Genomic DNA, 21,366 nt, shown 5'->3' on the forward strand with positions numbered 1-21,366 from the left:
TGGTCCGCTCGCCTCCACAAATGATGTAGGGGCACGATCGAGTAAACCGTCAACGTTTGCGGTGAACTGTGCGATCACTTCTTTACCTACCGACACTAAGCATTCTTTTGCTTTGCTCACACCAAGCATTGGCAGGTGTGGTCGTATCAAACAGTAGGATCGAGATCGGTTTAAATTCTGACGCCATGACGATCTCGGAGTGGATGCCGGAGGAAGAAGGCCAATCCCCTAACGTTCACACGAATGTATCTCTTGATGTAACGTGGTCGATGGAGGTGCGCGATCACGCTCCTCAGACGCAGGCCGTCACAGCCGCGCAGTTTACCGCGTTGCGTCCCCACGTAACGCGTGCTGTGAAACGCCCCAAATGGCTCCGGCTTCCCCAGCCAATGCCGAACACGTTGGCAAAGGTCCCCATCCAATGACTACCACGATTGGTTCCTAAATCAAATTGAACGACACGGGTAAATCAGGGAAACAAAAATGGGAAATGTGATCGCCATTGGAACTGAATGTTCCACGATACGAAGAGTCGGTGGTTCTCATCGATTGCGAGTCTGGCACAAATCGTGTGCGGCCGGATTGCTCCTCGTTCTTGGAGTCGTCTCGTCTGCGTCGGCGGGAGTCATCACTCTCGACAACAGCAACATGATCGATCCGCCGGGCGCCACGGGAGTGCAGCCCGATCTGGTCCCGGGCAATCCGGTTGGCTCTGGGGCAGAGCAGGTTATCCTGGACGCGATAAACTATGACACGACACCGGCGAGTGGAAAGGATTCCGCTTACTTGAACGCGGCGTTAAACGATATCGGGTCGCTACTTTACAAGAACGACGGTGCCGAATCTGGCTCTCTGAGCGGTAACTACGACGTGGTGAATAAGGTCGTTTCGGGGGGGGACTGGATAAGCGGTACGCTTCGATGGAACGGGGGCTCGCCGATCGCTGATCCGACTCAGCCGTTGTGGGCCGTTCTAAAAGACGGGACCGCTGGTTTTGTGGTCTGGGACTTGTCAAATGCCTTCGGCAATTTGGCACTCGGCTGGGACGGGCAAATGGACATCCATTTCTCGAACGTCGTTTTTCCGCATATTGACCAAAACGGTAATCCTGATCCTACCAAGGATCCCAAAGGTATCTCCGGCTTCCAAATCTGGGGGCAGTCAACGACGCTTGTTCCACCGCCAATCCCAGGACCGGTACCTGAACCAACCTCAATGATGGTTTGTGGTTTATTGGGCATCTGTGGATTGGTTACGCGCCGCCGCCGAATGAGAGTTCGATGATTGACACCACGTTCGCTTGAGCGAACTCACCTTGGAAATCGTGACGCAGCAGGAAGGACGTCACGAGGCACTACGCCAATTCACGTCATCGGCTGCTCAAATCGCGGCCGATGACTGACCACAACCCATCGAGCGCGTTTTTTGACAAGCTCGTCTCCGTAGGGTTCGATTTCGCATTTGCTTCGGATTCGGTTGAATCATCGCTGGTCCGCGCCAGACTCGATTCATCGAAATGCGCAACGTGGATCACCGATGGCTTCAAGTGTCCAACAAGGTGGGGAATCAACTGTTGTTCAGAGGAATCCGTTTGTTGATGCGATTCATCGGTTGACTTCAGAAAATCGAAGTGAACCACGGCTTCAACCTTGGCTGCGGCCGCAGGTGTTTTCCTCTTCCCTTTCCCATTGCCTTTGCCCCCGCCGCCGTCATCACCGCCGCCGCTGCCGCCTTTGCCTTTTTCGTTGTCCTGGTTGGTCACCTGGACGTCATCGGCATCCAAACCGTCATACGTCGCGTCGCTGCTTTGCGCGGTTCCGGTTTGAATCACGTACGAAACATTACGATCACGAACGGTATCATCAACGCCTGTGACCGTGACGATTTGAGGGCTGTCCCAGTTGTCCGGCGTGAACGTCAACGTGGTTTGATCGACGATGCCTTCACTGGAATCGCTCGACGAGAGAGAAATCGTGACGTCGGCCGTGGGGGCCGAGTCGAGCACGACGCTGAACACCGCCGTGCCTCCGGTTTCGCTGGTCGTCAAACCCGAGGTCGGTGTGACGGTGATGCCGGGCGTCGCGGGGGCGCTGTCGTCGTTGCGAATCGTCCCCTCGGCAGTCGATGTGGCAATCAGTGTTCCCGCCGTCGCATCGGACAACGTGACCATGAACATCTCATCGGCCTCGAAGTCCGTGTCTCCGGCAACATCGACGGTAACCGTTTTCAGAGTCTCGCCCGCAGCAAACGCGACGATTCCACCGGGCAGCACACCGCCGATGAAGTCCGCTGCGTCGGTGGCGGACGAACCGCTGCCGCTGACCGACCAGGCCACATCGGCTGCGGACGATGTATCGCCGCTCCGCGTCACCTCAAACGTGAATGACTTCGGCCCCGAATCGCCTTCGGATTGATCCGCGCCGGTCGCACTGATGCTGACGTAACCCGCATTCGTTTGCACGATCGAACCGCTGATGGTGTATGCACCCAGGCTGCCGTAATCGGTGTAGCCGGTTGTGAGTGCGTCGCCCTGCCCGGCGCCGGTGACCTGAACGTAGTATTGTCCGGCGGCCAACGTCGCCGACAAGGTGGCCGATAGCGAGCCGACCGGATTCGATGCGACGATCAACGCCCCGGTGGCATCGAGCAACGCGGCATAGATATCCAAATTCGGTCCACGTTCAAAAGGCGTGACGTCAAAACTGACCGTTCCCGCGTCGGTCAGAAACGTGAACAGGTCGTCGTCGTCGTTGCGTTCGACAATTCCCGCTTGAATCACCGCGCCCTGATCGGAAGACAGCACCGATGCGGTCGCCCGCGTATCGCCATGGTCATCGGCGCGATAACCGAAGCCATTGTTTCCCGTGATGATCGCAAGGTCGTCTTGCGTGTTGTTTGCGTACGCGTATTCGCCTCGGCTCCACTGGGTCAACTCCTTGTAGTACCCAACACCCATGATCGGCGCCCATCCGGTCGCACCGCTTCCGTGTCCCTGGTAATAGCCCTCCGAGGGTGACGTGCGACCGTCATGGTTCAACCCGAGCGCGTGACCGGCTTCATGGGTGATCGCTTCGGCGGTGTATTTCTCGTTGCCGTTGCCCAAGGCGTCTTCAAAGGCGAAGACGGGTGTGTCGCTGTTCCAATTGAACGAACCCAGATAGGCGACGCCGCCTGCATTGCCGTACCACGATCCGTTGCCACCGACAACGACTCGGACTCCCCACGCCGTATCGCCCGATCCGCTGTGAATCAGACGATCGATCGAAGGCTCTTCCGTCGTCACGTCGACATCGAACGGAACAAAGTCCTCCGCCACGCGCTGCCAGATCGCGTGGATCCTTGACAGTTCCGTGTCATCGAATGATGCGTCGCCAGAAAAGCTAAACGCGGGCGTCACAATGTCCGTGCCGCCGGTGAAACTGTTCCACGAAGTCCCCGAGGTCGTGTATCCATCAAAATCCAGAAAGATGGTGTGCGATGCACCGGGGTTGCTGTGCAGTCGGAACGTGTCTTCCAGGGGCGCCGCAGCGCCCAGCGATTCGCCGGAACCACCCGTCGCGGCTTCAACCTCGCCAGCCGGTAACGGAAGCGCATGGTAAGCGTTTCCCAAGGCGTCCTCGTGATAGCCCGATTCGTGGTGGTGGCTTTCGACCACCGACATGGCACTGAGCACCATGCGTTTCTCCAACACTTGAATCTCGTGGCGGCGTCGGAGAGATGCGCGTACTCGTCGATTCCGTGCGGTGCTTCGGTCAGGCGTTCGCATGATAGGTGCCGGTCAGTTGGGGGGAGGAGCGGAGAAGTGTAGGAAACGCGTCGTGCGTTGCGCATTCGGCAGCGATTGGCTAACCGATGGAAACTCTACGTCACGTTCCTTCTGGGGGCGTCCACCAAATTGACTAGCACCCAGTCTTCGCCTCACATGCTTCCCCGGAAGACATGGAAATAACTTTCGAAACTTCTGTCCGCGACGCGCGGGACGGGCTTCGATTGAAGCACCTTTAGAGAGTCTCGGCGAGCCCCGCAACGCCAATGCAATGCCGCCAACAGCGCAGCACTTGCACGCACATTGAGCAATGTGAGCAAGATGCCAGCCGGGCTGGGGGAGAGTGTCTGCTCCGACAGATAGGCGAAGAATTCAGCGCGACTGTGCGAGACGGTGGTACGACCCGTCGTTCACGATCGACAGTTGGACGAGGACGACGGCCCGCCAGAGCGATCGTCCTCAGGGAGGCGATCGTCCTAAGCTGACGGCCCCGACGCCGATTACTTGCCGGCTACACGCGGGTCAGCTTGGTCACACGTCCAGTGGCGACCCATTCGGCGACGATGATGTCGCCGTTGTGGTCGAAACAGGCGTCGTGCGGATGCACGAATTTCCCGCCCTGCCATTGAGACTCGTCGGCGCGAATCGTTCGCTTTTTATCAGCCGACACCCGCTGTCGATCGTCCCCCAGCGTCGCCACCGTTCGGTAACTCTGGTCCAACAGCGACACCCTGGCGACCAACTCCGGAACCAGCATCAATTCACCGTGCGTGTCCACGTTGGCGGGCAAGCCGAACCCTTCGATGGTTTGCGTGTACTGCTGATCCATGTCGAATAGCTGCAACGTGTGATGGGCGCGGTCGGCGACGACGATGCGTGGATCGATTCCCTCGCGATCATCGACCCAAATCCCGTGCGGCAGGTTGAAGGTTCCTGCTCCTGTACCGGCGCCACCGAAATGGCCTTTCCAATTCCCGTCGGCATCGTAGCGATGGATACAGTACGCGCCGTATCCGTCGGCCAACAGAAAGTCTCCGTCGGGCAGAAAGGCAAAGTTCGTCGGCATGAACCGGTCGCGGCCCCAGATTTTCTTGGGATCGCTGGCTTCACCTTCGGCGTAGCGGTCTGATTTCATCGGCGCGTACTTTTGCCAAACCACTTCGCCATCGAGCGTCAGTTTTGCGATCGTCTTCAGATGTTGATAGCCGCTGACGTACAAGTACGGAGTGCCGTCTTCGATCCGAACGTCCAGTCCGTGACCACCGCCCTGGAACTGTTGACCGAACGCTTTGACGAACCGTCCTTCGTCATCGAAAACAAAGATCGACGGGTGATCGGGTTTGCCCGCATCGCCCTCATGAATCACATACAAACGATTCGCGTCGTCCATCGTGACGTTGTGCGTGATTTGCCAGTGATACTGGTCCGGCAGCTGCGGCCAATGGTGTTGGCATCGAAACTGATAGTCACCGTTGCCAATGACGCCTTGGGCGGCAGATCGTTTGGACGTCAGGATGGCCGGAGCGGTGATCGCTGCCGCACCGGCGGCGACGAAGGTTCTTCGGGAATGTTTTGTGGGCATGACCGATTCAGTGGCTGGGGAAGAAAGCGGGCACGTGGGAACCAGCAGTCTACCCCACCGTCGCAGATGGGTGTCTAGCCTTTAGCGACCGTCCAGCTTAGGACAGAGGCGAAACGCGAAAAACCCAAATGATCCGGCCGATTGGGCAAGAGGTGGTCGGTGGATGGGTGTACGACGTCCTTTCTAGGTCGTCGCGCTGAGCCCCACGGGCGACGGCCCGGAAGGGCCATCGTACCGCGAGAAAAGCATCGCCCCAAGCTAGACGGTCCCTTCAGGCGATCACGTCGTGAAGGGTGTTGCCGCCGATGATCAAGGGCCGATTGTTACGGTCGTAGATTTCGGTCGTCGGGTTGATGCCCAGCAGGTAGTAGATCGTCGCGGCCAAGTCCTCGGGTTTGACCGGGTTCTCGGCAGGTCGGCTGGCGTGCTGGTCGGATTTTCCGTACACGTAGCCGCCCTTGACGCCGCCGCCGGCCAACAGCGTGGTGTAGCACTGCGGCCAGTGGTCGCGGCTAAGGTTCTTGTTGATGTTTGGCGTGCGTCCGAATTCGCCCATCCAAACGACCAGCGTTTCGTCAAGCAATCCGCGTTCTTCAAGGTCGTCCAACAATGTCGGTAAGGTCTGATCGGTGATCGGCAACTGGTATTTGTCGACGATCTTGTACATGCGCGTGTTGTCGAATCCGTGCGTGTCCCAACCGCCGTCGTTGACGCGGCGGCCGCCGATGCTGGCGGAAAAGTAAACGGTCACGAACTTGACGCCGGACTCGACCAAACGCCGGGCCATCAAACAGCTCTGCCCATAGGTCGTTCTGCCGTAACGGTCGCGGACCGATTCTTTCTCCGCCGACAGGTCGAACGCCTTGCGAACACGGTCGGACGTCAGCATCGAGATCGCGCGCTCGTAATAGTCGTCGAATCCCCGCGCCTGGTCGGAATACTCCAGCAATCGCGTTTGCGCGTCGACCAATCGCTGCATCTCACGCCGCCGCTGCAGTCGATCGACGGAAAGCCCGTGTGGCAGACTCAGCTCGGGAAGCTTGAAGTTCCGATCATTCGGATCTTCCAAGAACAATAGCGGGTCATGTCGTTTTCCCAAAAAACTGGCGTGTTGGGCAGGAACGATCGAACCGTCGCGAATGACATGGGGATAGGCCACCGAGGTCGGCATCCCGTTTCGATTGGGGCTCAAATGGTCGACGACACTGCCGTAGGCGGGATACAAATCCAGCGAATCACGCAAACGTTGGTCGTCGCTGGGGGGCTCGTGACCGCTGAGCGCATAGTAGCCCGCCGATGCATGGTTTTTCATCGTGTGCGTCATCGTGCGGATCAGCGTCGCGTGGTGCATCCGTTTGGCCGTCTCGGGCAGCAACTCACAAACCTGAATTCCGTCGGCACTCGACGCGATCGGTCGATAGGGGCTGCGGACCGATTCGGGCGCATCGGGCTTCATGTCGAACGTGTCCAGCTGGCTGGGGCCGCCCCACTGGAACAGAAAGATCACCGATTTGGCTCGCGGCTTGATCGACGTCGCTTGCTCGGCCGCCCGCAACAGTTTGGGCATTGTCAAACCGAGCATGCCTGCGCCGCCGACACGCAGGACCGAACGCCGATTGAGTGGGGGAATTGCCATGCTGTTCACCGATTCTATTTACGGAACAAAAACTCTTTCGCGTTCATCAACGCCCAGGCAATGTCTTGCAACGCGTCGGCCCGTTTGTCACCTGACGGATTGGCCACGACCGCTCGCACAACATCTTTCCAAGAAGACGCGGGATTGCGATTCGGACCGTTGATCATTCGGAGTGCGGCCGCCTGTTCGGCTTCGGTCGGCGCCCGCGACAAAGCTGCCCAATAAAGTTCGTCGACGACTTCCGCGTCGGTCCGTTTGGACATTGCCAGCCGGGCGATTCGATTATTCGGCGACGCCAGGCGATCGTTCAGCCCTTCGCCGATCAAAACAAAGACCTGTTTGAGGGTGGTTTCATCGGACCGTTCACAGTCGCACGCCAATATCCGATCGGGTTTGCCGAACGTTTTCAAAAATCGGTCTCCGGCTTCGGGCGAGTTCCGGCGGGCCAACTTGCTTTGCACGCCCGGGATCTGCACCGCCCGGATTCCCGCCGGATAGCCGAGGAAGCTGGCAGGCGAATCCAACACGTCGCTTTGCATGTCCAGGATGACTTCCGCCGGCAAACGCCGCACGTAGGCGCGTGAGTAACAGGTGTTGTCGTTCCGGTTCGTTTCGTTCGGTTCCGAGGAGAGCTGATATGTACGGGACTTCATGATCGTGCCGACCAAACTGCGAACGTCAAAACCGCTGTCGGCGAAATGCGATGCCAGCCACTGCATCAGCGGTGGGTTGCTGGGCGGGTTGGTCAGACGAAAGTCATCGATCGGGTCCACCAGCCCCAGCCCCATCAGCTGGTACCAAATGAAATTGGTTTGGGATTGGACAAACAGTTTGTTCTCGCGTGCGGTTAACCACTCGGCTGTTGCAGCCAAGCGGTCTTTTAACGCCGACTCGCCAAGCCGGTCGCCGCCGAGAAAGGTTGGCGGAGCGAGCTGGTCGGTGGTCGGGTTGCGAACTTCATCCATCTTGGCAACCAGGACAGTTTGATCACCGGCGAATTCGTTTTTGTCCAGCTTGTCCTGCCGCTTGTTTTCGCCGATCTCGTAGTCGATCTGTGAAAACAGCGCCGACCACTGGTAATAATCGTCTTGCGTCCAGCGATCGAATGGATGATTGTGGCATTTGGCGCATTGCAAACGCGTGCCCAGGAACAATCTGGCGGTGGTTTCACCGCGCGTCGATGGATCTCGGTTAGCACGGTAATAGTTGGCCGAGGGTTGATTAAATGTGCTTCCGGTTCCCGTCACCAGCTCGCGGACAAACTGATCCAGCGGACGTCCCGCGGCGATGGAGTCCCGGATCCAACTGTGAAAGACATTGACGCCTTGGGTATCAAGAACCTTCTCTTCGGCACGCAGCACGTCGGCCCACTTCAACGCCCAGAAGTCGGCGAATTCCGGTAGCGCGAGCAACCGATCGACCAGTCGATCCCGTTTGTCGGCGGTCGAATCGGCCACGAACGCCCGGGCTTCGTCCGCCGTCGGGATGCGTCCGATGGCATCCAAATAGGCGCGACGCACAAACACCGTGTCGTCACACACCACGGACGGATTGATTCGCAAACGCTGCAGTTTCGCAAAGACGTGCCGATCAATTTCGTTGTGCGGATCCGGATCGCTCCAGACGAAATCGGGCCGCGACTCGATAAACGCGATCGGAACGGGACGTTGCAATTGCAAGTAACGCACGATCAACGTCGTTTCACCATAACGGTGGCGGGAGACCACGCCGTGGGCATCCACGGTCGCGTGTAGGTTGGATAGTTCGTAACACGCCGTGTCGGTGACGTCGCGCGTCGTGCCATCGGAAAAGGTCGCGCTGACGTGAATCGGAAGCTCACGTTCGGGGTCCGAAACGATCGCTTGTTCGGGTTGCACCTCCAACCGCACCAGTGTCGGCGCTTCAGACGATGGACCGTTGGCACCGCTGCGCAACCAACGCGTAAGCAATTGGTACGCGGGGGAGTCAGTCGTGAAGCGAGTTCCACCGCCGTGGGGTACGCCGCCGGATGCCTTTTGCAAGAACAAACTCAGCTCCGGTGCCGCGACATTGACGCGACGCCCTTTGGCCGCGCGAACCAACCTCTGGTAATCGTACTGGGGGTCTTGGCCGCGCAGCGATAGCTTCAATCCGCCCTTGCCATTCAGGTTGCCGTGACAGGTTCCCAGGTTGCACCCGGCCTTGGAAAGCACTGGCATGACATCGGTCGTGAATTCCGGGACGGCACCAACCGGGGGGACTTGTTCGGCAAGAAGGCGACCGACCGGTAGTGTGGAGACGATCGTGGCAAGCAGCGGCAGGGCAAGCGTGCGGAACATATCGATTTCGTCAGCGGGCGGGTTCGTCAGCAGGTGGGGCGTCTGAAGGCGTCCCTAATCGCGAGCAGGCGATCAAAGTACGACGTCGGTGGCGTGGGACTGCGGCAGGGCGGGAAGCAAACGCGGAGCAATCACTATAACAAATCACTGTGTCGGAGGTGCGGATTTCGTAAGTCTCGATTCCGTCTCGGAAATCTTCCTGCCTCTCCGGCTGATACGTCCACGGCGAACAAGAGGGGAAGGGTAGAATGATTCGGGGCAGAATGATGAAATGCCCGTAAGCAGACACCAGACGGCTGAACTCGCTTGGGATCAGCCGTTTGGCGCCAGCCAATACTACCTACTTTCGATCACAAACTAAGCCGTAGGCTCTTTCGATCACAAACTGAGCCGTAGGCGCTAGCCTCGGGCCGTACAAGTCTTGAAGGCCAATCCAAGGCCCGCGGCTAGCGCCGTCGGCTCATCAAGGGAATGCGTGTTCCCAGGCGGAGCCTGGTACGAGTGTTGGGTTGCTTTGGCCCAACACATGGTTTTGGGCGCGTGACATCATCGCGACTGATGTTCCCCAAGAATCCAGGCGACGTTTCCGACACGCCCCCCTCTTCTCTTCCCCAATGTGAGCGCTATTCCCATGAGTCTTTTCGACCTGACTGCTGACTCGATCGCCCGACTAAGAACCCGTGTCCAAGGCCATCTGGTTGGACGTGCCGCTGCACCGACGACACGTCGCAAGCGGCGACGACTTCGGGCGGAAACGTTGGAAGGGCGTCGTCTTCTGGCGGCCGATGCCGGTGGTTTTCGCCACAACGTCTTCGATGCCGAAGACGTCAACGACGATGGCGTCGTCTCCGCCGTCGATGCGTTGATCATTATCAATTCGATGAATCGCGACGCCGGTGACGACGCGCTGCGCTTCACGGACGTCAATAACGATGGCCGTCGGAGCGTGCTTGACGCGCTGAGGGTCATCAACCGGATCGGTCGAGAACGAAGCGGGGATCGCGACGGGAATGTTGACGACTCCTCGCGCCGCGATCGAAGCGACGACGCGTCGGCGGTGATTCCCGAATTGCCCGACGAAATTCGATCGGTCGACGGCACAGGGAATAATCTTGAAAACCCCGGGCTTGGAAGCACAGGACAAGCACTGCTGCGCGTCGCCGATGCGGACTATGAAGACGGAATCTCCACCCCCGCCGGGGGCGATCGGCCGAGCGCCCGGGAAATCAGCAACGTGCTGTCGGGCGTCGAAGGCGACGGGATCACGAACGAACGTGGGCTGTCCGCGTTCCTGTACGTTTGGGGCCAGTTTCTCGATCACGACATCGACTTGACCGAGACGCAAACCGATGGCGAGTTGTTTGCGATCGAGGTGCCGAGCGGCGATCCGCTGTTTGATCCGACGGGCACCGGCGAGGTCACGATTCCCCTGACGAGATCGCAGTTTGATCCGACGACCGGAACCTCGGTCGACAACCCACGGCAACAGGTCAATTCGATCACCGCGTTTGTGGACGGTTCCCAGGTTTATGGAAGTGATCAGCAAACCGCCGACCGGCTGCGGACCTTTCAAGGGGGAATGCTGGTGATGACCGAGGACGGTCTGTTGCCGATCGGAGAAGATGGCGGTGTGATCGCAGGTGATATTCGGGCCAGTGAAAACATCTCGTTGACCGCCATTCAGACGCTGTTTGTCCGTGAACACAATCGGCTGGCCGCACGGGTCGCGGAAACCGCCCCGACTCTCAGCGATGAACAGATTTACCAACGTGCCCGCGCCATCGTGATCGCTGAAATTCAATCGATCACCTACAACGAGTTCCTGCCGGCGTTGCTCGGTCACCGAGCGCTCACAGCCTATCAGGGCTACGATTCAACGGTCGACCCGGGCATCGCCACCGAATTCTCCTCCGCCGCATTCCGGTTCGGGCACAGCACATTGAACGACGACATCGAATTCTTCGACAACGATGGCCGCGAGGTTCATGAAGCGGTCGAGCTGCGGGATGTATTCTTCAACCCGACGTTGCTGGAGGAAACCGGTATTGACTCCGTCCTCAAATACGACGCTTCTTCGCAAGCCCAAGAGATTGACTTGGAAGTCGTCGATAGCTTGCGAAACTTCTTGTTCGGCGCGCCCGGTGCCGGCGGTTTCGATCTGGTCGCTTTGAATATCCAACGCGGTCGCGACCATGGGCTCAACGACTACAACACCACGCGCCAGGCCTACGGTCTGGAGGCGGTCGAATCCTTTGCCGACATCACCAGCGACATCGAATTGCAGGAAAAACTGGAAACACTCTACGGTGATGTCGACAACATCGACCTGTGGGTCGGATTGATGGCTGAAGATCACTTGCGCGGTGCGTCGGTTGGCGAGCTGATCAGTACGATCATCACCGACCAATTCCAGCGGCTACGTGACGGCGATCGCTTCTACTATGAAAACGTCTTCCAGGGGCAAGAGCTGCGATCGATCCAGCGAACCTCGCTCGCCGATGTGATCGAGCGGAACACCACGGTCCAGGGGCTGCAGGAGAACGTCTTTTTTATGCTCGCTGAAGTCCGCGGCCAAGTCACTGTCGCCTCCAGCATCGGTGACCGACCGGCAGGATCGTCCGGACGCGACGGCGCCGCCGATCGTGGGCGGACGTCTGCCGATGGTCGGGCCGCCGTCGAGGGGGCGACCGTGGAACTACTCGGCGACAGCGGCGAAGTGATCGACACGACCGTCACCGACAGCCGTGGCAACTACCGGTTCCGATCGTTTGAAGAAACCGGTGACTACCAAATTCGACTGGCCGACAGTGGAGAAGTCATCGACGTGCTGATTTCCAACGGAAGCACCCGTCTGAAAGGGATCGATTTCGAGCTGCTCGTTTGAACGGACGAACATGACCGACAGTCACCGGATCGCCGCTGCGGGAATGAGGTAGGAAGATTAAGGAGGTAGGAAAATTAGCTGATCCGAATGGTTGTGCACTTCGACATTTTCTTACCCCAAAATCTTCTTACCCTTTCCATCACGGCGGCAGTGATCGATCGCGTCGCCGGAAAACAGGTAAAGGAGGGCCGAACGATTCGGGGCAAAATGATAGGTTGCGCGACGTCGAACGGCTTCACGCTCTGGCGAGCGTCGCGACGTCAGGAGAGACGGCCGTCACACTAGGACTGCGTCTCTTCGGGGCGGTTGATCACGAAATGGGACAGCTTCGGCGCCAGCGGGGCTCGCTTGCCCGGCGTGGGGCGGTGGATCGAGCGGATTTCGCCACGCGTCTCGCAGGCAGGCGATTTCAGCGGCCGATCGGTCGATTCGCGGATCGGCTCGTCCCGCGATTCGGCTTCGTAGAAGCTGTCCAAAGGTTCATCTTCGATTCTCGGCGCGTACCGGATGCTGATCAGCACGATGCCCGTGCAGACGACTGAAATGATCAGCCAGATGATTAAGAAATTCATTTCCGCACCGCCCCTGGTTGGTACGCCGAACTTGCCCGCCTCTAGACTAGATTACGCCACGCGAGAACCAAAGGTTCCGAGTGACAGAGTGACGCAAACGGCCAAAGAAGTTCTGACTGGAACGTGGTCCTTCGGTTCCATCGGCTTCAACGGTCTAACAGTGGAGCCAAATTGACGACTATAGACTCGTGCTACTCTTGAGAACCGGCACGAGCAGCGCAAGTACAACAGCCAGAACCAAAAACGCCATGACCAGCAACATCATCGGTTCGAGTAATCGTACAAAGAGGTCCAGTCGGCGAAAAGTTCGCTTCTCCAGTGAGTCGGCGATTTCCGGAAGAACTTTCTCGAGCGAGTTACTCTCTTCCCCCACGCTGATCATTTCCACGACCGATGGCGGAAAATAGCCAGAGGCCCGTAGCGGGGTTGCCAACGATTCACCGCCACGGATGTTTTCGGTCGCGTCGGCGATGGATTGGCTGAGCAGCCGGTTGGCGGCGGCGGAACGGCTGATTTCCAGCGACTTCAGGATCGGCACGCCGTTGCCCAACAGCGTTCCCAGCACGCGGCAGAAGCGGGCAACGGCCAGATTCATCAGGATGTTGCCGAGCACGGGGATCCGCAGCTTGATCTTGTCCATCATCTGCTTGCCGGCTTCACTGGCCAGTTGAATTTTGATCACCACGACCAAGACGATTCCCAGCAGGACGATCACCCAGCCGTATTGTTGCAGCACGGTGCTGAAGCTGAGCAGTGACTCGGTGTACCACGGCATCTCGTCCTTTTGCCGCAAGCGATCAAACATCGCATCGAACTTGGGCACAAAGAACACCAGCAGACCGCTGATCACCAGAGAACCGACCGAGAACAGGAACACCGGATAGGCCAGCGCGCTGATCGTTCGCCCTTTCAAATCTTCCTGCAGTTCGGTGAAGGTGCTGACGCGTTCCAGGGCGTCTTCCAGGAATCCGCCCTCGGTGCCGGCACGCACCATGTTGATCGCCATGTCGGAAAACACATTGGGGAACCGGGCCATGGCATTGCCGATCGGTTCGCCGTCTTCCACTCGCGACTTGATCTCCTTGACGATCTCGCCCAACACCGGGTCGGTGGCTTGTTCGCCCAGCACGGTCAGCGAGCGCATCATCGGGACACCGCTGCGCAGCAACGAAGCAAGCTGGCCGTAGAACGTGGCCATCGTCTGCCCTTTGACGTGTTTCCGCCGGCCGAATAGGGAGCGGCCCGATGCGTTCTCGGTGGCGGCAACCTTGGACGGAAACAGCGACTTTTCGCTCAGCAGCGCCGCGACCTCACGTTCATTGGCCGCTTCGATCGATCCACTGACAGTCTTGCCCGCCATGTCGCGAGCGGTGTAGGCAAACGTCGGCATGGTTCTAGAGAGCCTCGCCCTTGGAAACGCGGAGCACTTCGTCGATGCTGGTCATGCCCGCGATCACTTTGTCCCAGGCATCCATCCGCAGCGTCCGCATGCCGGCGTCCACCGCGGCTTTGCGAATCACCCAGCTGCTGGCGCGATCTTGGGCCAGCTGACGGATTTCGTCGTTTGTGACCAACAACTCGTAAATACCCATCCGCCCGGAATAGCCCAGGTTGCGACATTCACGACAACCGACGGGCCGGTACCAGGTGAAGTCTCCCGCGCGATCCCAAGGAAAATCCTGGGGCACTTCGTCCGGCGACGGCTTGAACGCTTCTTTACAGTGCGGACACAGTCGACGCAGCAGCCGCTGGGCCATCACGCCTTCGACGGTTCCCGCGACCAGGAACGGTTCGACACCCATGTCGCCCAATCGGGTGAACGCCCCCGAGGCGTCGTTGGTGTGCAAGGTGCTGAACACCAAGTGCCCGGTCAACGAAGCCTGGATGGCGTTTTCGGCGGTTTCCAAGTCGCGAATTTCCCCCACCAGCACGATGTCGGGGTCATGCCGCAAGATGCTTCGCAGCGACGCGGCAAAGGTGAATCCGATCTTAGAGTGGACTTGGATTTGATTGATTCCGTCCAGCTGGTATTCGACCGGGTCTTCGGTGGTGATGATCTTGGTTTCTTCGCTGCGGATCTGCAGCAAACTGCTGTACAGCGTGGTGGTTTTACCGCTACCGGTCGGACCGGTGACCAGGATGATCCCGTGCGGCAACTCGATCAGTTTGCTGTAGGTTTGATAGATTTCATTGGACATCCCCAACTTGCCCAGATCGAAGACCATGGCGGATTTGTCCAACACCCGCATGACCAATCCTTCGCCGTGGATCATCGGGATCACACTCAAACGAATGTCCACCTCGCGGCCGTGGACACGCAATTTGATGCGACCGTCTTGAGGCAATCGTTTCTCGGCGATATTCAGCCGGGCCATGATTTTCAAACGACTGATGATGGCGGCCTGGAACCGATTGATCTCCGGCGGCGTGGGCTGGCGGTGCAGGATCCCGTCGATGCGATAGCGGACCAATAAGCCATCGGCTTGGGATTCGATGTGGATGTCGCTGGCCCGCGTTTCGATGGCTTCGAGCAAGATCTCGTTGACCAAACGCACGACCGACGCTTCCTGAGCCATCTCGCTCAGTTCGCTGCCATCGGTTTCCAGTTCCTCCAGCAGTTCGACGTCTTCATCATCCGAGACGGCCGCCATCAAGTCTTCGACGGTCTCGCTGCCGACCCCCAAATGCCGCTTCATCAGCCGTGCGATCTCGCCGCGTTGGGCGACGATCGGGATGATGTTTTTGCCCGTTGCCGCACTGGCTTCATCCAGCGGGTACAAGTCCAGCGGGTTGGGCGTTGCGACGACGACCGAGCCGTTTTGGAATCGGATCGGAAACAGGGACTGTCGATAGATCAACCGCTGGGGGAAACCTTCCAAGGCGGACAGGTCGATCTCGGCGTCCCGCAAGTCGACGAAATCCAGCCCGACTTCTTCGGCAAGTGCCTCCAGCGCCTCGCGTTCGCCGACGAATCCTTTTTCGACAGCGGCCTGGACGATATCGGGCGCGTTGCTGGCTTGTGTATCGGCCAGCTGCGCGTCGCTTAGCAGACCGCGTCGTCGAAGTATCTCACCTGCTCGCATGATCATCGAATCGGTTTTTCCGGTGTTCTTCCAAAGAATGATGCTTCGATTGTACCGTGTGAAGCGAGCAAACGTTGTCGGCCGGGGACGGTGCATCATGAACCGTCCCCGCGGCCGTCGTGAAACGTTCTCGCGATCCGGATCAGCGTCCGCCGCCGGGACGTCCGCCACCGCCGCCGGGTCGACCACCGCCGCCACCGCCGAACGGCGATCCCCCACCGCCGCCGGGCCGTCCGCCGCCGAATCCACCGAATCCGCCGGGCCGGCCACCTCCGCCACCGAATCGTGCTCGGAACGCTTCGATCCGTTGTCGCATCGCGTCGGCCGCATCGGAGCTGTTGTTGTTGTCACCGTCGGAGCGGGTTCCCGGGGTGCTCGATGAACTGGAGCTGCTCTCCTTGGTTTCCACTTTCGCGCTCAGGATCGCTTCGAGTGCTTGGACGATCGTGTTTCCGTTCAGTGTTCCGGGCAACGTGTAGACCACGGTTTCGTCTTCGTTGACGCGACCGCCTTGATCGAGTGCCTCGACCAGAATCTGAATCTCTTCGAAATCCTTCGTCGTCGCGGTAACCACCAAGGAGTTGCTTCGTGTGTCGACGGCCACGACGATTTTGGATCGTTCGCTCTTGGCCGCTTCGGAGCCGCCGCCGCGACCACCGCGACCACCGCGCAGGGCCGCGATGAAATCTTCCGGCGAAGGTTGGCCGCCGCCGCGTCCACCGCCGCCGCCACCGCCGTTGCTGCGGCCCTGATCGGCCCCGCCCATGCGATCGGCATAGACCTCTTTGACCACCTTGGCGATTTCCGTCGCATCCTGGTACAGCACGGGAATCATCCGTGGGGTCGATGACAATTCGATGTCCTCGGGGCTCTCTTCGATGTCCAGTTTTTCGAGCACCATTTCGATGACCTGCAGATCGACTTCGTTGGCCTGGACGAACAAGGCGTTCAGTCGCAGGTCGGGGACGATGCTGACCGAACCGGTCGATGTCAAAATCGACTTGGACGTGGATGTCTCGCCGCCACCGCCGCCGGCCATTCCCATCAATCCGCCCAGCATGCCGCCGCCGAGTCCTCCGGTGATCGTGTCGGTCAGGCTGCTCGATGAATCGCCGCCGCCGAGAATGCTGGCGATCATTTCAGCCGCCACATCGGCTTTGAGGTACTTCAGCCAATAGATCGTCGGCAATTCGCTCTGGGCGCCCATCGGGCCGATCAGCTGTGACAACAGCTCTTCGAGTTCATCCAACGCTTCGGTGTCGTCCGATGCGATGCGAATTCCGTTGGGCGTCAACTCGATCATGATGTCCGGGCTCTGTGACACCGCCACCGGCTGTGTGTTTGCGGCCGAATCCTCGCCGACCGGTTCAGTTCCGGCCGTTGCCGCCGGGGCTTGGGTCAGGTAATAGAAGCGTCGTGAATCGAATCGGCTGGCATCCAGGTTGCTGCTTCCTTCGCGTGTTGATGGCGGTGTCTGCGTGTCCGAGTCCGAGGGAGCCCGCTGGATCTTGCGTTCGCGGATCCGGTTGGATTCGATACCGCCGGAGGGAGAAAGCACACGGATCGCGTTGTCGCGTCCCGTCATCCGCCAATACAGTTGCAGCTGTCGCAAGGCGTCTTCGGCTTGTCGACCGCTGAGCGGCAACAGGCGGACCTTTCCGCTTAGCAATCCGTCACTGCCGGTGCCGTCAAGTTGTTCGAGCAGCCGCCGGACCTGTTCGATTTCGTCTTGGGAGCCACGGACCCACAACTTGCCGGTGGCCGGATCGCCATCAACGATCGGCCCGTTGGTGTTTTCTTCGGTGACGCCGAAATACTTGTTGATCGTCAGCAGTGCTTGGGCGGGGTCGATGCGTTTGAGTTGAAACACCTCGAAATTCTCGCCACTGCCTTCCATCTTGGCGATCACCTCGGTGATCTGTTTGTGCGTGTTGGGGGTGGCAAAGGCGATGATCGCGTTGGTGGCCGGATCGATCGCCACGCGGGTTCCCGGTTCGTCTTGCAGCAGCGTTTGCAGCACCTCAAACACGGTCGCGGGATCCGCCACTCGCACGAAATGGGTTTGGAACACGGGGCGAGCGACTTCGGCTTCGCTCGCATCGGCGGCACCTTCGAGCGGCTGGTCGGCTTTGGCGATCAGGTTTTCAAGGATGCTGACTTTGGATCGCAGTCCGGTGGCGTAGATGCGGTCGCCGTAAAGGCCGACGGAGATTCGAATGTCGTCGTTGGAATTTTCGTCGGATTCCAAGCCCAACAACGGCCGAGCGGTTTGCAACAGTTCCTCGGCGCTACGGTGCTGCAGCTTGATCTCATGCACCTCCTGGTCGGACTGCTTGATGACCTCGCGGATCGCGACCAGTTTCTCGGCCCGTTCGGTCACCTTGGCTTGGCGGGCGCTGTCCAACACGATCACCCGCCCCCACGGGCCGACCATTTGGGGCAGCTGGGTCTTCGCTTCGTCGGGGGTCATGCTGCCGAGCGGAAAGATCGCCGTGACGATGTCGCTCTTGCCGCGCGACTCCAGCTCCTCCAGCGGAACCAGGTCCGCCAACTCGCTGATCAGCTTGTCGGCGTTTTCCACTTCCAAATCGACCAGGAACAGCATCCGTCCACGTCGCACCAACGCGTATCCGCGGTCCAACAGCAATCGATTCAGCAGGTCCAGCGATTCGGCGACCGTGTACATCCGGTTGCGATCGATGAAGGAGATGGAACCTTCGGGATAGCGATCGATCTGCAGCGACAAATCGCCCTCGGTCGCCATCCAGTTCAGCACATCTTTCCAACTGGCTCCGGTGAAATTGAATCGCAGCAGGTTCTCGCGGGGACGGTCGAGCTCTTCCAGCAGGATCCGCGCGGCCTCTTCCGGTGTCACGTCCGTCCCGCGTGCGTCGGAGGTGTAACCGGGCCCGGCCGTTTGATCCGACGGCGAGGGGGCCGCCTGTTCGCCGGCCGCATCAACCGAATCGGGGTCCGCGGCGGTCGGTCGTGCGTTCTGCTCGGCGTCGCCTGATGCGTCGCCTGATGGTCTTTGTTCCTGTGCCGCAACGCTGGACATCGACGCGGCCGCTGCCAGCATCGAAACGAGCAGAAGTCGGAGGACCGATCCGGCCAGCCGGGCAGATTGCCGGGGCCGGCGGCAGGAGGTCGCATCGCGGGGGGCTTGGCTGTCCGAGCACGATGTAAGGTGAAAATGCATTGATTGCGGCGGTTTTTCGAAGAAGTGGAAGAGATTCCGGCTGAAAGGGCCTGCGGACCGGCCCATTCTAATCGCCCACCATCGAATCTCCCGGCACCAATCGTGCCAGAATTCGGCGCTGGAAATCACGCGACCGGTCTACTTTTGTAACCAAGCGCCCCGGTCAGGGTTTCTCCCCCGATCGCCGATTTCGCTCGATTCCTGCGGTTTTCATGGCAAGAGGGCGACAATCGAGGCTTGTTTGAGTGGGGCCTGTTCGAGTGGGGCCTGCTCAAAAGGCCCTGATGGATGCGTCGGGCCGGATTCGCCCTGCGAAAGGGAGGTCCTGCGGTTTTTGACTGCTGAAATGTCGGTCGTAGGGGCTGGGGAACGATTCCGGTCGTCGCAGCGGTTGAAAAAGGCACCGGGGAGTCAAAAAAACTGACCAAGCGTTGCGTTCGGTTCTACGAACACGAGTTTTCTATTGGTACGATACGCATTCGGCCGACGTGAGAATCGAACGCGGATTCGAACGACTACATGATAGGGAAGCGATGCCGGCTTGCCGCAGGAAACCACCACGAGCAACTGATCGAACGCTCGAATCGAAGGGAACATGACAGGAATGCTGCAAAAGCAACGAAAACTGATCCTCAACGAGCGTCAACGCGATGCGATGCGTCACGCCGGACGCGTCAACGCCAGCTTGATGGACTACATCCGACCCCACATCAAGGCCGGAATCACGACGGGGCGAATCGACGAGATGATCGCCCAGTGGACTCTGGACAACGGTCACACCGCGGCGACGCTGGGGTATCAAAACTACCCCAAAAGCTGTTGCACGAGCATCAACGAAGTGATTTGCCATGGCATCCCTGACGAGCAAGAACTTCAAGAAGGCGACATCGTCAATATCGACGTGACCACCATCGTCGACGGCTGGCATGGGGACCAAAGCGAAACGTTCTTGATCGGCGAAGTTTCCGAGGAACGCCGGGCGGTCACCCAATGTGCGTTCGATTGCATGCACATGGCGATCGATGCGTTGACCCCCGGCTGCACCGTTTCCAAGATCGGGGAAACGATCGTCCCCGAAGCCCACCGTCGCGGGTTCTCTGTCGTCCGCGAATACGTCGGACACGGTCTGGGAAAACAGTTCCATCTGGACCCCTCGATCCCGCACTTCCCGAATCGACAAAGCCGCATCGATCGACTGTTCCCGGGGATGTGCTTCACCGTCGAACCGATGATCAATGCCGGAACACGCTACGCACGCTGCGACAAATCCGACGGCTGGACGGTGCGCACCAAAGACGGGCGTCCGTCGGCTCAGTTCGAACACACCGTGCTGATGACCGAGGACGGCCCGGAAATTCTGACCCAATGCAATGACGGCCCACGCAAAGGCCATCAGTTCTAAAGCTCGTTCTCTCTCTGACAGCCCTCCACCGAAGACCAGCACCATGAAGTCGCTCCACCGTCTCGCCGCCTGCGCCCTGCTGACCTGTGCCGTCCTGTTCAACCCCGCTCCGTCCAGCCACGTCCAAGGCCAAGACAAGCCGCTGAAGGTGCTGCTGGTCGCCGGCGGCTGTTGCCACGATTACGCGACGCAAACCAAGCTGCTGAAGGAAGGGATCGAGAAACGGATCAACGCCGAAGTGACGGTGGAATTCAATCCCAGCAAGACGACCGGCACGAGGTTCGAGATCTATGAATCCGACGACTGGGCCGAAGGTTACGACGTGATCGTGCACGATGAGTGTTCGGCCTCGGTCACCGAGCGGCCCTACGTCAATCGGATCCTGGCGGCTCATCGTGCCGGCGTTCCCGCGGTCAACCTGCACTGCGCGATGCATAGCTATCGCTGGGGCGATTTCCGCAACCCCGTCGAAATCGGGGCCGAAAACGCCGGCTGGTACGAAATGATCGGTGTCCAATCCACCGGCCATGGTCCGCAATCACCGATCGAGGTCAACTACACGGCACCGAATCACCCGATCACCAAGGGGCTGGTCGATTGGACCACGATCAACGAGGAACTTTACAACAACATCCGTGTGTTCGGTAACACGGAAGTGTTGGCCACCGGCGATCAAATGCAAGCCCCGCGAAAACGAGACTTGCAAGCGAACCCGGATGCCAAACCCAAGTCCGCCATGGCGGTCGTGGTTTGGACTAATCTGTACGGGCCGAACAAGACGAAGATCTTCAGCACCACACTCGGCCACAATAACGAAACCGTCGGCGACGACCGCTATCTGGACCTGCTGTGCCGCGGAGTGTTGTGGGCAACCGACAACTTGAATGCCCAAGAATAGTAGTCCACGTCAACTTGGTTTCCGGG

The 21,366-nt window shown here is 59.2% G+C and carries 12 protein-coding genes; 4 read left to right on the top strand and 8 right to left on the bottom strand.

Going from position 1 to position 21,366, the window contains the following annotated elements:
• Positions 1-648 precede the first annotated feature (648 nt).
• Positions 649-1,284 (top strand): PEP-CTERM sorting domain-containing protein, encoded by a 636-nt coding sequence (locus tag Mal15_RS13830; RefSeq protein ID WP_167546805.1) that lies wholly within the window; start codon positions 649-651, stop codon positions 1,282-1,284.
• 85 nt (positions 1,285-1,369) lie between these two features.
• Here Mal15_RS13830 and Mal15_RS13835 read toward each other — a convergent pair whose 3' ends face one another.
• From Mal15_RS13835 to Mal15_RS13850, 4 genes are all read right to left on the bottom strand, one after another.
• Complete coding sequence (locus Mal15_RS13835) at positions 1,370-3,676, bottom strand: Calx-beta domain-containing protein (RefSeq protein ID WP_147868310.1); 2,307 nt, start codon at positions 3,674-3,676, stop codon at positions 1,370-1,372.
• Positions 3,677-4,277: 601 nt separating this feature from the next.
• Entirely contained in the window at positions 4,278-5,348 is a 1,071-nt protein-coding gene (locus Mal15_RS13840) for an NHL repeat-containing protein (RefSeq protein WP_147868311.1), read from the bottom strand.
• A gap of 271 nt (positions 5,349-5,619) precedes the next feature.
• Positions 5,620-6,984, bottom strand: a complete 1,365-nt coding sequence (locus Mal15_RS13845) for a DUF1501 domain-containing protein (protein WP_147868312.1) — start codon at positions 6,982-6,984, stop codon at positions 5,620-5,622.
• Positions 6,985-6,998: 14 nt separating this feature from the next.
• Positions 6,999-9,302 (bottom strand): DUF1549 and DUF1553 domain-containing protein, encoded by a 2,304-nt coding sequence (locus tag Mal15_RS13850; protein ID WP_147868313.1) that lies wholly within the window; start codon positions 9,300-9,302, stop codon positions 6,999-7,001.
• 631 nt (positions 9,303-9,933) lie between these two features.
• On the opposite strand from Mal15_RS13850, the gene Mal15_RS13855 reads away from it, so the two are divergent.
• Positions 9,934-12,186, top strand: coding sequence for a peroxidase family protein (locus Mal15_RS13855; RefSeq protein ID WP_147868314.1), 2,253 nt, complete (start codon positions 9,934-9,936; stop codon positions 12,184-12,186).
• 281 nt (positions 12,187-12,467) lie between these two features.
• Here the strand turns inward: Mal15_RS13855 and Mal15_RS13860 are convergent, their stop codons facing one another.
• The 4 genes from Mal15_RS13860 to Mal15_RS13875 form a co-directional block, all read right to left on the bottom strand.
• Positions 12,468-12,758 carry a hypothetical protein gene (locus Mal15_RS13860; protein WP_147868315.1) on the bottom strand — a complete coding sequence of 97 codons (291 nt, stop codon included), beginning with the start codon at positions 12,756-12,758 and terminating at the stop codon, positions 12,468-12,470.
• A 178-nt stretch (positions 12,759-12,936) separates the two neighbouring features.
• Positions 12,937-14,148: a type II secretion system F family protein gene (locus Mal15_RS13865; RefSeq protein WP_147868316.1), complete on the bottom strand. Its 1,212-nt coding sequence runs from the start codon at positions 14,146-14,148 to the stop codon at positions 12,937-12,939.
• Between the two features lie 4 nt (positions 14,149-14,152).
• Positions 14,153-15,847 carry a GspE/PulE family protein gene (locus Mal15_RS13870; RefSeq protein WP_147871996.1) on the bottom strand — a complete coding sequence of 565 codons (1,695 nt, stop codon included), beginning with the start codon at positions 15,845-15,847 and terminating at the stop codon, positions 14,153-14,155.
• Between the two features lie 136 nt (positions 15,848-15,983).
• A complete protein-coding gene (locus Mal15_RS13875) occupies positions 15,984-19,040 on the bottom strand; it encodes a secretin N-terminal domain-containing protein (RefSeq protein ID WP_167546806.1) in 3,057 nt (1,018 codons plus the stop codon).
• 604 nt (positions 19,041-19,644) lie between these two features.
• On the opposite strand from Mal15_RS13875, the gene map reads away from it, so the two are divergent.
• Both map and Mal15_RS13885 read left to right on the top strand, forming a co-directional pair.
• Positions 19,645-20,442, top strand: a complete 798-nt coding sequence (map, locus tag Mal15_RS13880; protein ID WP_147871998.1) for a type I methionyl aminopeptidase — start codon at positions 19,645-19,647, stop codon at positions 20,440-20,442.
• 43 nt (positions 20,443-20,485) lie between these two features.
• A complete protein-coding gene (locus Mal15_RS13885; protein WP_147868318.1) occupies positions 20,486-21,340 on the top strand; it encodes a ThuA domain-containing protein in 855 nt (284 codons plus the stop codon).
• Positions 21,341-21,366 lie beyond the last annotated feature (26 nt).

Source organism: Stieleria maiorica, assembly GCF_008035925.1.
GTDB classification, from domain to species: Bacteria; Planctomycetota; Planctomycetia; order Pirellulales; family Pirellulaceae; genus Stieleria; species Stieleria maiorica.

Bases quoted from the DNA above. Each gene is read 5' to 3' on its own strand.
- Mal15_RS13860 (WP_147868315.1), bottom strand. From the start codon at position 12,758: ATGAATTTCTTAATCATCTGGCTGATCATTTCAGTCGTCTGCACGGGC.
- Mal15_RS13845 (WP_147868312.1), bottom strand. From the start codon at position 6,984: ATGGCAATTCCCCCACTCAATCGGCGTTCGGTCCTGCGTGTCGGCGGC.
- Mal15_RS13865 (WP_147868316.1), bottom strand. From the start codon at position 14,148: ATGCCGACGTTTGCCTACACCGCTCGCGACATGGCGGGCAAGACTGTC.
- Mal15_RS13830 (WP_167546805.1), top strand. From the start codon at position 649: ATGATCGATCCGCCGGGCGCCACGGGAGTGCAGCCCGATCTGGTCCCG.
- Mal15_RS13840 (WP_147868311.1), bottom strand. From the start codon at position 5,348: ATGCCCACAAAACATTCCCGAAGAACCTTCGTCGCCGCCGGTGCGGCA.
- Mal15_RS13885 (WP_147868318.1), top strand. From the start codon at position 20,486: ATGAAGTCGCTCCACCGTCTCGCCGCCTGCGCCCTGCTGACCTGTGCC.
- Mal15_RS13875 (WP_167546806.1), bottom strand. From the start codon at position 19,040: ATGCATTTTCACCTTACATCGTGCTCGGACAGCCAAGCCCCCCGCGAT.
- map (WP_147871998.1), top strand. From the start codon at position 19,645: ATGCTGCAAAAGCAACGAAAACTGATCCTCAACGAGCGTCAACGCGAT.
- Mal15_RS13835 (WP_147868310.1), bottom strand. From the start codon at position 3,676: ATGGTGCTCAGTGCCATGTCGGTGGTCGAAAGCCACCACCACGAATCG.
- Mal15_RS13850 (WP_147868313.1), bottom strand. From the start codon at position 9,302: ATGTTCCGCACGCTTGCCCTGCCGCTGCTTGCCACGATCGTCTCCACA.
- Mal15_RS13855 (WP_147868314.1), top strand. From the start codon at position 9,934: ATGAGTCTTTTCGACCTGACTGCTGACTCGATCGCCCGACTAAGAACC.
- Mal15_RS13870 (WP_147871996.1), bottom strand. From the start codon at position 15,847: ATGATCATGCGAGCAGGTGAGATACTTCGACGACGCGGTCTGCTAAGC.